The sequence below is a fragment of the Streptomyces sp. NPDC058663 genome, from assembly GCF_042716745.1.
GTDB lineage: Bacteria > Actinomycetota > Actinomycetes > Streptomycetales > Streptomycetaceae > Streptomyces.
On record NZ_JBHXRV010000003.1, the window covers coordinates 65,647 to 79,143 of the forward strand.

Here is a 13,497-nt window from a genome sequence, read left to right on the forward strand (position 1 = left end):
GGGCAGCCCCCGGAGCCGCTACAGCCTGGCCGCCTTCAGCGACATGTGCAGCAGCAGCCGGTCCTCGCCGTCGTGCAGGTCGAGGCCGGTGAGCTGTTCCACCCGGGACAGGCGGTAGTAGAGGGTCTGGCGGTGGATGTTCAGGGCGGTCGCGGTGCGGCCCGCCTGGCCCGCGCAGTCGAGGAACACCTCGGCGGTGCGGGCCAGTTCCGTGTGCGCGGGGGTGAGGAGCGGGGCGACGGCCGGGTCCACCGGGTGGCCGGGGCCGCTGTCCGGGAGGGCGGCCAGCAGGCGGTACGGGCCGATGGCCGACCACTCGGCCACCGGGCCGAGGTGCGGGCGGGCCAGTGCGGCGCGGGCGGCGGCGGATGCCTCGCGCCACACGGCGGGGAGGTCGGCGAGGGTGCGCACCGCCGTACCGATGCCGACGACGACGGGGGAGGCGGGGGAAGTGGCGGGCGGGGCTCCGGTGGCGCCCGCCAGCAGTGTCTTCGCCGCCGCCACGGCCGGCCCCGGGTCCGCCCCCGCCCCCAGCCTGACCAGTACCGCCAGCCGGGGCCCGGCCGCCCCCGGCACCGGTACGAGGGTGAGTGCCGAGGCGCCCGGCACCGTACGCAGACCGGGCAGGGCGGCCGTCCAGGGCGCGGCGCACAGCAGGGCGTGGGGCCCGCCCGCCGCCAGGGGGCCGGTCAGTGTGGTGAGCGCGGCCTCCCTGCGGTCCTCGGAGTCCGAGGTGAGCAGGGTGTTCAGGTGCGGGCCGAGGTCGGCGCGGGCACGGGCCTCGTCGGCGAGCTGCGCCCCGATCCGGCCGCACACCGCCATCGCCGCGTCCAGGTCCGCGTCCGCCAGTTCGGTGTAGGGCAGCGTCGGCACGGGTGCGTCCCCCGCCAGCAGCCACACGTACCCGAACACCGTCCCCCGGTGCCGCACCGGCAGGCACAGCCGGCCGCGCAGCACCCCGGCGTCCGGGTCGGCGGGGATGCGCACAGGTCCTGGGGCCGTCGCGATGCCGAAGCGCTCGAACCAGGCCCTGACCTCCGCCGTGGAGCGGCGGGTGAGGATCGAGCGGGTGCGGACGGGGTCCATCGCGCCCGCGTCGTCGCTGTCGTGCGCACCGAACGCGATCAGCCGGAAATCCCGGTCCTCCAGGGTCGCGGGCGCGCCCAGCAGGGCGGAGATCTCATCGACCAGGTCTTGGTAATCGGCGTTCACGGCGCCATTCTCGCACCGTTTCAGACATATGTATGAGGTGAGGCCTCCGGATGCGTGACAGCTGTCGATAGTCCAGGGTCGGCGCGCTACCTAGATTTCACCGTGGTTATCCGTGCCGTCCCAGTTCTGTCACAAAAGGGCTGGTCACGGCCCCTTCGATGAATTTTTTGTGGAGGTGCCCCGTGCTGGGTCCCGTGATCCTCGCCGCGTCGCGCAGCGACCGGATGCGCCGTTTCGTGTCGGCCGCGCCGGGCACCAAGCAGGTCGTGAGCCGGTTCATCGCCGGTGAGTCCGTCGACCAGGTCCTGCCGATCGTCCGCGAGGCCGCCGACAACGGTCTGGAGGTCACACTCGACGTCGTCGGCGAGGACATCACGACCGTCGAGCAGTCGCACGCCGCCCGCGACGCGTACCTCGACCTGATCGCGCACCTCAAGGACCTCGGCCTGGGCACCGCCGCCGAGATGTCCGTGAAGCTCTCCATGTTCGGACAGTCCCTCCCGTCGCCCGCCGCCACCCTCGACGGAGAGCCCTCCGGGCTCGACCCCCGGTTCCCGGGCGGCCACGAGCTCGCCCTCGCCAACGTCCGTCCCGTCGTCGAGGCCGCCGCCGCGATCGGCACCACGGTGACACTGGACGCCGAGGACCACACCACGCTGGACTCGATGTTCGCCATCCACGAGGAGCTGCGGAAGGACTTCCCGCAGACCGGCTGCGTCATCCAGGCGTACCTCTTCCGCACCGAGGACGACGCGCGCAGGCTCGCCGCCGCGGGCAGCCGCGTACGCATCGTGAAGGGTGCGTACAAGGAGCCCGCGTCCGTCGCGCTCCAGGACAAGGGCGAGATCGACAAGGCGTACGTCCGGATCACGAAGATCCTGATGGAGGGCGACGGCTACCCGATGATCGGGTCCCACGACCCGCGTCTGATCGCCATCGCGCAGGAGCTCGGCCGCCGCGCCGGGCGCAAGCTGGACGAGTACGAGTTCCAGATGCTGTACGGGATCCGCAGCGAGGAGCACATCCGGCTCGCCGCCGAGGGACACCGGATGCGCGTGTACACCGCGTACGGCACGGACTGGTACGGATACTTCATGCGCCGCCTCGCCGAGAAGCCGGCCAACCTGCTCTTCTTCGGCCGCTCCATCATCACCAAGAACTGACGACCGACGACTGAGGCAGAGCCTCCCAGTCTCCCCACCCCTCACGAAGGAGCCACGGAAACCATGGACGCCGTAACCCAGGTCCCCGCCCCGGTCAACGAGCCTGTGCACTCCTACGCCCCCGGCTCGCCGGAGCGCGCCCGCCTGGAGGCCAAGCTCAAGGAGCTGGCCGAGAACCCCATCGACCTCCCGATGACCATCAACGGGGAGAAGCGGATGGGTGGCGGCGAGACCTTCACCGTCGTACAGCCCCACCACCACAAGGCCGTGCTCGGCACCGGCGCCCACGCCACGAAGCAGGACGCCCAGGACGCCGTCGACGCCGCGCTCGCCGCCGCTCCGGCCTGGCGCGCGATGTCCTTCGACGACCGCGCCGCGATCATCCTGCGCGCCGCCGAGCTGCTGAGCGGGCCGTGGCGCGAGACGCTGGCCGCCTCCACCATGCTCGGCCAGTCCAAGACCGCCCAGCAGGCCGAGATCGACACCCCGTGCGAGCTCATCGACTTCTGGCGCTTCAACGTCAAGTACGCCCGTGACCTGCTCGCCGAGCAGCCCCCGGCGAACGCGCCCGGCGTGTGGAACCGGCTGGACCACCGCCCGCTGGAGGGCTTCGTCTACGCGATCACGCCGTTCAACTTCACGGCCATCGCGGGCAACCTGCCCACCGCACCGGCGCTGATGGGCAACGTCGTCGTCTGGAAGCCGTCCCCGACCCAGACGCACGCCGCCGTCCTGCTGATGGAGCTCCTCGAAGAGGCGGGACTGCCCAAGGGCGTCATCAACCTGGTCACCGGCGACGGCATCGCCGTCTCCGAGGTCGCCCTCACCCACCGCGACCTGGCCGGTATCCACTTCACCGGCTCCACCCCGACGTTCCAGTACCTGTGGAAGACGGTCGGCGAGAACATCGCCAACTACCGCACGTACCCGCGCCTCGTCGGCGAGACCGGCGGCAAGGACTTCGTCGTCGCCCACCCGAGCGCCGACCGCGCCATCCTGAAGACCGCGCTGACCCGCGGCTCCTTCGAGTTCCAGGGCCAGAAGTGCTCGGCCTCCTCGCGCGCCTACGTCCCGGCGTCGATCTGGAACGACGGCTTCAAGGAAGAGTTCGCCGCCGAGGTCGACTCGATCACCATGGGCGACGTCACCGACCTGGACAACTTCATCGGTGCCGTCATCGACGAGCGTTCGTTCGCCAAGAACAAGGCGGCCATCGACCGCGCCAAGGCCGACGACTCCTGCACGATCGTCGCCGGCGGCACCTACGACGACTCGGTCGGCTACTTCGTCCGCCCGACGGTCATCGAGTGCACGGACCCGGCCAACGAGGTCTTCACCACCGAGTACTTCGGCCCGATCCTCGCCGTCCACGTGTACGAGGACGAGAAGTACGACGCCATGCTGGAGCAGATGGAGTCGGTCTCCGACTACGCCCTGACCGGCTCGGTCATCGCGGGCGACCGCGCCGCCGCCGCCCACACGATGGACAAGCTGCGCTACGCCGCGGGCAACTTCTACATCAACGACAAGTCGACGGGCGCCGTCGTCGGCCAGCAGCCGTTCGGCGGAGGCCGCTCCTCCGGTACGAACGACAAGGCCGGCGCCCCCCAGAACCTCCAGCGCTGGACGCTGACCCGCGCCATCAAGGAGACCCTGGTTCCGCCGACCGACTACCGCTACCCGCACCAGGGCTGATACCGGCCCTGGGGGCAGCCACCCCCTGATCCCCGCCCCCGTCCGGCCCCACATCGGACGGGGGCGGTGCTGTGTCCGCAGCGGGGGCTACATCTTGCGCCAGCGGGCCATCGCGAAGGAGAAGACGCCGAACAGCATCAGCCCCACGGCCAGCACCACCAGCAGCCACGGTCCCACCGGGGTGTCCCGGAACGACTTGATCGTGTCGTCCATGCCCTTGGCCTTCTCCGGGTCGAACGTCACCGCCGCCGCCAGCGCGAAGCCGCCCGTCACCGCGAAGACCAGGCCCCGGGAGACACCGCCGCCGACGCCGGTGACATCCACCAGCTTCCGCGTCCGGGGCGACATCTCGCCCATCCTCATCTCCTTGTGGTACTTCCGCCTGGCGGCGTTCACGGCGATCCACACACCGGCGCCGGCGATCACCAGCGCGACCGCGCCGACCAGCCACTGCCCCGCGGGGAGGTCCATCACCTTCGCCGTGACGTCGTGGGACTGCTTGTCGCTCTTGCCGTCGCCACTGCCCTTGCTGCCGACCGCGAAGGCCAGCACCGAGTAGGAGACGAAGCCGTAGAAGACGAACAGTCCTGCGGCCAGCAGCCGCTTCTTCGGCTTGTTCCCGTCCGGGCCCACCGAGCCGAACAGGGCCTCCGTCAGCTGCCACAGGGCCATCGCGACGAGCCCGATGCCCAGCGCCCACAGCAGGACCTTGCCGAACGGCTTCTCCGCCAGTTCCGCCAGCGCCCCGCCCTGGTCGGCGGACTTGCTGCCGCCGCCCAGGGCTATCTGAAGCGCCAGTATCCCGATGAGCAGGTGGATGACGCCCCGCGCGGTGAAACCCGCCCTGGCCGCGTACTTCATGGTGTCGCTGCGGGCCGCCCGCCTTGCCGTTCCGGTCGCACTCGTGGCGTTCATCGGGTTCGCCTCCAGCTTCTTCTCGTCGGCAGGCGTGTGCCCCGGGCGGGGGTGCGGAAACGAAAAGGTGGACGGGCGGTGGGGGACGGGTGGTGGACGGACCGCGCGGGTGCACGCGGTCTTGTGAGTTCGTGATGAGCATGTCAAATTCAACGCGGGTGTCCCCCACGGCACCAAGGCGCTCCACGGGTGTCCCCTACGGCACCACAGCGCTCCACCGGTGTCCCCGCGACACCACAGCGCTCCGCCGCCGCCCTCAAGGCAATGCGGCGTTGTGCTGTCCTCCGCACGGCGCCCCCCGCACGCGTACCTCCCTCGGCCGGACAGCCCAGAAGGAGATCCCCACATGCGCATCAGACGTCACGCCGCCCTGCCCGCCCTGCTCCTCCTCGCCACCCTCGGCCTCGGCGCGACCCCCGCCGGGGCCGAACCCACGCCCGCCGCCGCACCCTCCCTCTACGCCCGCGACTCCGCCGCCCGTGCCGAACTGGGCGCCGACAGCGCGGGTACCTACGTGGACGCGAAGACCGGCGCCCTGGTCGTCACCGTCACGAGCGAGCAGGCCGCCGCGAAGGTGCGCGCCACAGGCGCCACACCGGAACTGGTCGCCCGCAGCGCCGCCCAGCTCTCCGACGCGATGCTCCGGCTGGAGCAGCAAGCGAAGATCACCGGCACCTCCTGGGGGCTGGACCCCCGTACCAACCAGATAGCCGTCGAGGCCGACACGTCCGTCTCCGCCCGGGACATGGCCAGGCTGCGCAAGGTCGCGGACTCGCTGGGCGGTGCGGTCCGGATTGCCAGGGCGCCCGGCGTCCTCACGAAGGAAGTGCTGGGCGGCGACGCCATCTACGGCGGCGGCTCCCGCTGCTCCGCCGCCTTCAACGCCAAGAAGGGCACGGCCACCTACTTCGTCACGGCGGGCCACTGCACCAACCTGGCGGCCAGTTGGTCGGCGTCCTCCGGCGGAGCCGCGGTGGGCACCCGCGAAGGCACCAGCTTCCCGACCAACGACTACGGTCTTGTCCGCTACACCAACGGCTCCAGCCCGGCGGGCACCGTGAACCTCTACAACGGCTCCGCCCAGGACGTCTCCTCCGCAGCCAACGCCGTGGTCGGCCAGGCCCTCAAGAAGAGCGGCTCGACCACCAAGGTCACCAGCGGCACCGTCACCGCCGTCAACGTCACCGTCAACTACGGCGACGGACCGGTCTACGGCATGGTCCGCACCACCGCCTGCTCGGCCGGCGGCGACAGCGGCGGCGCCCACTTCGCGGGCACGGTCGCGCTCGGCATCCACTCGGGCAGCTCCGGCTGCACGGGTACGAACGGTTCGGCGATCCACCAGCCGGTGAAGGAGGCGCTCTCGGCCTACGGAGTGAGCGTGTACTAGGCGCACCGCCGGGCCACTGCCTCCCGGCCCTGGGCAGTGGCCCCCACGCGGAAAGGGCGCACCTGGCTCACCGCGATACTGAGTACCCGTCACGGCCGGGGCCTGCGAGAGTGCTGGGCATGACTGAGTACGGGACGACCCTGCGCACCGTCCACACCGCCCACCTCACCCCCGCCGAGCTCACCGCGATCCGCGCGCTCCTCGACGTCGCCTTCGACGGCGACTTCGCGGACACGGACTGGGACCACGGGCTCGGCGGAATGCACGCCCTGATCACCGAGGGCGGTGAACTGCTCGCGCACGGCAGCCTCGTCCAGCGGCGGGTGCAGCACCGGGAGAGTTCGCTGCGGACCGGTTACGTGGAAGCGGTGGTGGTGCGGGCCGACCGCCGCAGGGAGGGCCTGGGCGGCCGGATCATGGCGGCGCTCGAAGAAATCGTCGACCGTGCCTACGCGCTCGGCGCGCTGTCCGCGTCCGACGCCGGGGCCGCGCTCTATGACGCACGCGGCTGGCAGGTGTGGCCCGGCGCGCTGGCCGCGCTCAGCCCGGTGGGCCTCGTACCGCTGCCGGACGAGGAGGGCTCGACGTACGTGCGGCCGGCGGCCGGGCGGAGCCTGCCGGACGCCGGGGCGGCGCTGATCTTCGACTGGCGGGACGGTGACGTGCTGTGACTGCCGGAGTGGCGGGGGCGGCGGGCTGCGGCACCCCGGCGGAGCCGGGCAGCGGCAGGACCACCCGCCGGGAGTGACCGCCCCCGGGGCTACTCCTCGACGCCGCGCGCCACGTCCCGCCTGACGCCGCGCCACGCGGCCACCCCGCCGGCCGCTCCCGCGGCCCCCCACACCGCCGGCATCCACGGGTGCTCCGCCACGAAGTCCCCGTAGCCACAGAGGAAGAGCACCGCCAGCGCCAGGACGCACAGCCCGAACACCAGCAGCATGCGGTGCACCCGCCGGCCGAACATGTGGTGCGCCGTGGGCACAGGAGCCACCGTGTCCAGGGCGCCCGCCGGGCCCGCGCTCGCCGCCTTCGGGCGCTTGAAGTACATGTAGAACGTCCAGTGCCCGCACGGCTCCCAGGCGTCCGGCGCCAGCTCGGCGCTCCGGGCCGCCCGCTCCTGCGCGTCGTGCGCCAGGTCACGGCGGTACTCCCAGCGCAGGGCCGCCGACGGGTCGCGGCGGCACACGAACCGGCCCAGGCGGTCGACGCGCTCGACCTCCCAGCCCTGGTCGCCGTAGTGGTCCAGCAGTCTGCGGTCGTTGTAGATGTCGGTCGTCCACCGCCAGGACTCGGCACCGGCGGCCGGTTCCGTCACCGCCGCCCCGCCCCGCAGCCGGGCCGCGAACTCCTCCGGGTCGCCGAACTCCGCCACCGGATCGGTCCCCTCGCCGTCCGTGACGTACGCCGTCAGGTCGGCGACGGTCGCCGTGACCTCGTCCTCGGGCATTCCGGCCGCGCGCAGAGCGGCGCCGAGCCGGACGAAGTACGTGTCGTGGGCATTGCTCATGATTCCCCCGTGCGGTGCGATGCGGTGAGCGTGTGCGAGACGGTCGCGTGGAACTCCAGCCAGGCGCCGGTCTGTTCGGACAGCGCGGCCCGCCCCTGCTCCGTCAGCCGGTAGTAGCGGCGGCCGGGGCCGCGCTCGGCGACCCGGAACTCCCCGACGACGTACCCGGCTTCCTCCAGCCGGTTCAGGACCGGGTAGAGCGTGCCGCCCTTGATGTCCCCGAGGCCCGAGCCGGCCAGTGCCTTGGAGATTTCGTACCCGTAGCTCTCACCACCGGTGAGGCAGGAGAGGACGAGGAGGTCAAGGACACCCTTGAGCCAGCTGGATCTGCGGTCTGCGGCCATGGCCGGAGTTCACCACTATCTAGATAGGAATGCAACCTAGGTGGGGAAGTTGATTCCGGCGCGCACAAGGGATCCGCGGTGATCGCGTCTCAGATAGTAGGAAGTCCGAGTAATTGTGGAGACAGCTGCCCGGACCTGTCCTAGCTTTGTAGGAGCCGAACGTCTCGCTCCATCAGCGAACGGCGGTCGCGAGCCGGTGCCCCGAAGCAGGCAATCCCTGCGGCGCCCGCTCCCCGCCTCATTCCGGCGCCTCACAGATGCAGCAAGCCCCTCCAGCACGTCCATGCCTCTGAAGGAGTCGATCCCTCATGTCCGAGACCTCGATGACCATGCACTCCACCACCTCCCGCCGCGTCCGCCACGCCTCCCGCTCCGCCGAGGCGGCCGACCGCAAGCAGGCCGCCGCCGCCCTCCAGCGGGCACTGGACCGCCGTGACAACGGCGGCGAGAGCGGCCACTGAGGTTCCGCGGGAGGGTGGTGCGAGCGTCCACATGGCGGACGCGACGTGTCATGTGCTGGGACGCGGAGTAGGGTCCCAGCCATGTCTCGCAGCATCAATCTCGCAGTGATCCCCGGTGACGGCATCGGCCAGGAGGTCGTGGCCCAGGGCCTGAAGGTCCTCAACTCCGTCCTTGCGCAGGACGTGAAGCTGGAGACCAAGGAGTACGACCTCGGCGCCCAGCGCTGGCACCGCACCGGGGAGACCCTCCCGGACGCGGAGATGGACGCGCTCAAGCAGCACGACGCGATCCTGCTCGGTGCGATCGGCGACCCGTCCGTGCCGTCGGGCGTACTGGAGCGAGGGCTGCTGCTCAAGCTCCGCTTCGCCTTCGACCACTACATCAACCTCCGCCCGTCGAAGCTGTTCCCCAACACCTCGACCCCCCTCGCGGGCCGCCCCGAGATCGACTTCGTCGTCGTCAGGGAAGGCACCGAGGGCCCGTACACCGGCAACGGCGGCAGCCTGCGCACCGGCACCCCCGCCGAGGTCGCCACCGAGGTCTCCCTCAACACGGCGTACGGCGTGGAACGCGTGGTCCGCGACGCCTTCGAGCGCGCGGCCGCCCGCCCCCGCAAGAAGCTCACCCTCGTGCACAAGAACAACGTGCTCGTCTACGCCGGCCACCTGTGGAAGAACACCTTCGACCGCATCGCCGCCGAGTACCCGTCCGTCACCACGGACTACCTGCACGTCGACGCCGCGACGATCTTCTTCGTCACCCAGCCGGAGCGCTTCGACGTCATCGTCACCGACAACCTCTTCGGTGACATCCTGACCGACCTTGCCGCCGCCGTCTCCGGCGGAATCGGCCTGGCCGCCTCCGGCAACATCAACCCGACGGGCGCCTTCCCGTCCATGTTCGAGCCCGTGCACGGCTCCGCGCCCGACATCGCGGGCCAGGGCAAGGCGGACCCGACGGCCACCATCCTGTCCGTCGCGCTCCTGCTCCGGCACCTCGGTCACGAGGCCGAGGCCGCCCGCATCGAGGAGGCGGTCACCGCCGACCTCGCCGAGCGGGACCCCGCACAGGTCCGCACGACGGACGAGATCGGCGACGCGCTCGCCGCACGAGTAGCGGGCTGACCCGGCGACTCACCTCACGACAGCCGCCGGGTTCCGACACCCGGCGGCTGTTCCTGTGCGGCCACCGGGTGCGACCATCGACCTCCTGGGCCGCACTTCGCACCGCACGTCGGAACACGCCGTTTCGTACCCGCCCCCGCACGCGCGATAATCGAACGCAGGGTCGCGGTATGAGAGGAAGCTCGGACGTCCTACATGTGACCGCAGAGACGCGCATGTGACCGAAGGCGTGGCGCGGCCCTCCCCAGACAACCGGTGAAGGACACGCACTCATGACGACGCCCCTGACGATCGAGCTCAAGCCCTCCTCCAGCCCGCTGGCCGACGCCGAGCGCGCGGCGAACATGGCGAACCCCGGGTTCGGCCGCTACTTCACCGATCACATGGTGACCATCAAGTGGACCGAAGGACGCGGCTGGCACGACGCCCAGCTCGTCCCGTACGCGCCGCTGTCCATCGACCCGGCGAACATGACCCTGCACTACGCGCAGGAGATCTTCGAGGGCCTCAAGGCCTACCGCCGCCCCGACGGCTCGGTGGCCACCTTTCGGCCCGAGGCCAACGCCAGGCGCTTCCAGACGTCGGCGAAGCGCCTGGCCATGCCGGAGCTGCCGGTCGAGACCTTCATCGCCGCGTGCGACGCGCTGGTCAAGCAGGACCAGGCCTGGGTGCCGCCGCACGGCGGCGAGGAGTCCCTCTACCTGCGCCCCTTCATGATCGCGACCGAGGTCGGGCTCGGTGTCCGGCCGGCCAACGAGTACCTCTTCCTGGTCATCGCCTCCCCGGCAGGCGCCTACTTCCCCGGCGGCGTGAAGCCCGTCTCGGTCTGGCTCTCGGAGAACTACGTCCGCGCCGTGCCCGGCGGCATGGGCTTCGCCAAGACCGGCGGCAACTACGCGGCCTCCCTGCTCGCCCAGGCCGAGGCCGCCGAGAAGGGCTGCGACCAGGTCGTCTGGCTCGACGCGATCGACCACAAGTGGGTCGAGGAGATGGGCGGCATGAACCTGTACTTCGTGTACGGGGACAAGATCGTCACACCGGAGCTGACCGGGTCGCTGCTCGCGGGCGTCACCCGTGACACGCTGCTGAAGCTCGCCGCCGACCTCGGCTACACCTCCGAGGAGGGGCGCATCTCCACAGACCAGTGGAAGCGCGACGCCGAGTCCGGCGCCCTCACGGAGGTCTTCGCGTGCGGCACGGCGGCCGTCATCACCCCCGTCGGCCATGTGAAGTCGGCCTCCGCGGAGTGGACGACGGCGGACGGCGAGCCGGGCCGCGTGACGATGGCGCTGCGCAAGGCGCTGCTGGAGATCCAGACGGGCAAGGCGCAGGACACCCACGGCTGGATGCACGAGCTGGCCTGACCCGCCGGGCGGACGGCGAAGGTGGTGCGTGGCGTTGGGCGTCCCGGGAGTTGACGGGACGCCCATCCCGCATGCCCCCGCGCCCGCCGACCCTGCCCCCGCACGCCCCCGCACCGGCCCCTCCTCCGCATGCCCCGCCCCCGCCGGCCTCACCCCCGCACGACCCGCCTCAGGCGAGCACGGCCTCCAGCTCGCCCGCCCAGGCCAGTAGCTGCTCGTCCGCGCCGGCCGCCGCCACGCACTGCACGCCCAGCGGCAGCCCGTTCCCGGCCCGCCCCGCAGGCAGCGACACCGAGGGCAGGCCCGCGTTGCTCCACGGCAGGGACATCACGGCGGAGCCCGTCGTGGTCAGACCGGCCGGGGCAGGACCCGTCGCCGCCGGGGTGATCCACAGATCCACCCCGGCCCCGTCCATCGCCTCGGCGAGCTGCTGCCTGAAGACCTCGCGCCGGGCGCGGGCCGCCGCGTACGCCGCGCGGTCGATCGACGCGCCCTCGCGGAGCACGGCGATCGTCTCCGGCCGGTAGAGGTGGCCGTACTCCTCGAACCACGGCTCGTGCGAGCGCACCACCTCGTACCGGTTCATGGTGAACAGCTGGCGGCGGATCTCCTCGAAGCCGGCCATCACCGGCACCCGCCGTACCTCGTACCCGGCCGCCCGGAGCGACTCCACCCGCGCCTCGAAGGACGCCAGCGCCGCCGCCTCGGTCTGTGCGAGGTACGGGCCCTCCGGGACCGCGAGCACCGGCCGGCCGGGCGGTCCCGGCAGGGGCTGCCAGGCGTCGCAGACCACCGCGGCAGCCGGTCCGACACCGGCCACCTCCCGCGCGTACAGCCCCAGGGTGTCGAAGGACGGGGCGTTCGGGATGACGCCGTCCACCGGGATGCGGCCGAAGCTGGGCTTGAAGCCGACGACTCCGCAGTAGGCGGCGGGGCGGATCATCGAACCGACCGTCTGCGTGCCCACCGCGAGCGGCACCATCCCCGCCGCGACGGCCGCCGCCGAGCCGCTGCTGGAGCCGCCCGGGGTGTGGTCCCGGTGGTGCGGGTTGCGGGTGGGACCCGGGGCGAGGATCGCGAACTCCGCCGTCACCGTCTTGCCCGCCACGTAAGCACCGGCCGCCAGCAACCGGCTCACCACCGTGGCCTGGGGTCCCGCCAGGGCGCGGGGCGGCAGTGCCGAGCCGCCGCCGGTCGGCAGTCCGTCCACCCGGACGATGTCCTTCACCCCGACCGCGATCCCGCTGAGCGGGCCGGGAGCGGGAATCTCCGGCGGGTCGGCGAGCGTCACGAAGGCCCGCAGGGCGGCGTCCCGGTCCGCGATCTCCGCGCGCCTCATACCGGCACCTCCCTCAGGTCCACCCGTACGCCCGCGTGGTCCGAGGGCCACACGCCCTCCACAGCGCCGTGCCCGAACCGGGCCACCGCGCTCACCGAGCCGAACCCGCCACGGCCCGGCACACCCACGTACACATAGTCGATCCGGGTGCTCGGGCCCGGGGCGTGGTAGGCGTTCGAGGAGTCCCAGGTGGCCCACGCGGCTCCCGGTTCCGCGAACTCCCACGCGTCCACGAAGACCTGCCCCGGCACCGGCGGCGCGGTCCGGTAGCCACCCATCAGCCGCATCTCGTCCGAGTCGGGCCAGGCGTTGAAGTCCCCGGCGACCACCGGCGGGAACGCCCCCTCGCCCCGGTGCTCCGCCACGAAACGGTGCAGCGCGCGCACCTGCGCGCAGCGTGCCGCGGAGTCGTACACCGCCGAGTTGAGATGCGTGGTGAACACCGGGACCGGCCCGAACGGGGAGTCCACCCGGGCGTACAGCGCCATCCGCCCGTTGTCCACGGCCCCGGCGGCGGGCAGCCGCTCCGCCGCCTCCTCACCGATCGGCCACCGGCTGAGGACGGCCACGCCGATGTCCGAGGTGTCGCCGCCGGTCCGCCGCTGCCAGTGGTGCGGCTCGGCGAACCGCATCCACGTCCAGTGGAGCAGTCCGAGCTCCTCGGCCAGCCACCCCGCCAGGTTCTCCTGATCGTTGGCCCACACCTCCTGGAGCGCGACGACGTCAGGCCGTTGCTCCCGCAACACGTCGAGGACGGCCTTGCGGCGGGCGTCCCACGGACCGAACCGCCACCAGAGATTCCATGTCAGTACGCGCATGGGCCCGAACCTACCCGGACGCCCACCGCCCGGCCCCGGGGGCGTGAATCCCCGGGCACGGCACGGGGGTTGTCCGTCGCACCGGCCCAAGTGACCTTTCCCGGGAGCGAACCAATCGCGTCCAGGCCGCGTCCTTCTGTTCCGTACGGCTCAACGACCGCACA

Annotated in this window: 13 protein-coding genes; 7 read left to right on the top strand and 6 right to left on the bottom strand. The window is 71.8% G+C overall.

Translation table 11 applies throughout. From position 1 onward, the window contains the following. Positions 1-18 precede the first annotated feature (18 nt). Positions 19-1,212, bottom strand: coding sequence for a PucR family transcriptional regulator (locus tag ACFWVV_RS03130; protein WP_384344309.1), 1,194 nt, complete (start codon positions 1,210-1,212; stop codon positions 19-21). A gap of 182 nt (positions 1,213-1,394) precedes the next feature. Here ACFWVV_RS03130 and ACFWVV_RS03135 point away from each other — a divergent pair, with 182 nt between their 5' ends. Both ACFWVV_RS03135 and pruA read left to right on the top strand, forming a co-directional pair. Next, positions 1,395-2,375, top strand: a complete 981-nt coding sequence (locus tag ACFWVV_RS03135) for a proline dehydrogenase family protein (protein ID WP_384344312.1) — start codon at positions 1,395-1,397, stop codon at positions 2,373-2,375. Between the two features lie 63 nt (positions 2,376-2,438). Further along, complete coding sequence (gene pruA / locus ACFWVV_RS03140; protein ID WP_384344315.1) at positions 2,439-4,070, top strand: L-glutamate gamma-semialdehyde dehydrogenase; 1,632 nt, start codon at positions 2,439-2,441, stop codon at positions 4,068-4,070. An 87-nt stretch (positions 4,071-4,157) separates the two neighbouring features. Here the strand turns inward: pruA and ACFWVV_RS03145 are convergent, their stop codons facing one another. Next, on the bottom strand, positions 4,158-4,985 hold the full coding sequence (locus ACFWVV_RS03145; RefSeq protein ID WP_384344318.1) for a DUF1206 domain-containing protein: 828 nt from the start codon (positions 4,983-4,985) through the stop codon (positions 4,158-4,160). A gap of 346 nt (positions 4,986-5,331) precedes the next feature. On the opposite strand from ACFWVV_RS03145, the gene ACFWVV_RS03150 reads away from it, so the two are divergent. Both ACFWVV_RS03150 and ACFWVV_RS03155 read left to right on the top strand, forming a co-directional pair. After that, positions 5,332-6,375, top strand: coding sequence for a S1 family peptidase (locus tag ACFWVV_RS03150; protein ID WP_384344321.1), 1,044 nt, complete (start codon positions 5,332-5,334; stop codon positions 6,373-6,375). Between the two features lie 119 nt (positions 6,376-6,494). Then, on the top strand, positions 6,495-7,046 hold the full coding sequence (locus ACFWVV_RS03155; RefSeq protein WP_384344324.1) for a GNAT family N-acetyltransferase: 552 nt from the start codon (positions 6,495-6,497) through the stop codon (positions 7,044-7,046). Positions 7,047-7,135: 89 nt separating this feature from the next. Here the strand turns inward: ACFWVV_RS03155 and ACFWVV_RS03160 are convergent, their stop codons facing one another. Both ACFWVV_RS03160 and ACFWVV_RS03165 read right to left on the bottom strand, forming a co-directional pair. Further along, a complete protein-coding gene (locus ACFWVV_RS03160) occupies positions 7,136-7,882 on the bottom strand; it encodes a hypothetical protein (RefSeq protein WP_384344326.1) in 747 nt (248 codons plus the stop codon). After that, positions 7,879-8,226 (bottom strand): PadR family transcriptional regulator, encoded by a 348-nt coding sequence (locus tag ACFWVV_RS03165; protein WP_384344329.1) that lies wholly within the window; start codon positions 8,224-8,226, stop codon positions 7,879-7,881. Before ACFWVV_RS03165 ends, ACFWVV_RS03160 begins: the two co-directional genes overlap by 4 nt. Positions 8,227-8,534: 308 nt before the next feature. On the opposite strand from ACFWVV_RS03165, the gene ACFWVV_RS03170 reads away from it, so the two are divergent. The 3 genes from ACFWVV_RS03170 (at position 8,535) to ACFWVV_RS03180 (ending at position 11,176) form a co-directional block, all read left to right on the top strand. Further along, the gene (locus ACFWVV_RS03170) at positions 8,535-8,687 is read left to right on the top strand and encodes a hypothetical protein (RefSeq protein WP_384344672.1); all 153 of its coding nucleotides are present in this window, start codon (positions 8,535-8,537) and stop codon (positions 8,685-8,687) included. A gap of 81 nt (positions 8,688-8,768) precedes the next feature. Next, positions 8,769-9,812, top strand: a complete 1,044-nt coding sequence (locus ACFWVV_RS03175; protein ID WP_384344332.1) for a 3-isopropylmalate dehydrogenase — start codon at positions 8,769-8,771, stop codon at positions 9,810-9,812. A gap of 272 nt (positions 9,813-10,084) precedes the next feature. Beyond that, the gene (locus ACFWVV_RS03180) at positions 10,085-11,176 is read left to right on the top strand and encodes a branched-chain amino acid aminotransferase (RefSeq protein WP_384344335.1); all 1,092 of its coding nucleotides are present in this window, start codon (positions 10,085-10,087) and stop codon (positions 11,174-11,176) included. Positions 11,177-11,345: 169 nt separating this feature from the next. Here the strand turns inward: ACFWVV_RS03180 and ACFWVV_RS03185 are convergent, their stop codons facing one another. Continuing rightward, positions 11,346-12,515, bottom strand: coding sequence for an amidase (locus ACFWVV_RS03185; protein ID WP_384344338.1), 1,170 nt, complete (start codon positions 12,513-12,515; stop codon positions 11,346-11,348). Then, positions 12,512-13,333 carry an endonuclease/exonuclease/phosphatase family protein gene (locus ACFWVV_RS03190; protein WP_384344341.1) on the bottom strand — a complete coding sequence of 274 codons (822 nt, stop codon included), beginning with the start codon at positions 13,331-13,333 and terminating at the stop codon, positions 12,512-12,514. The genes ACFWVV_RS03185 and ACFWVV_RS03190 overlap by 4 nt, the downstream gene beginning before the upstream one ends. Between the last annotated feature and the right edge of the window lie 164 nt (positions 13,334-13,497).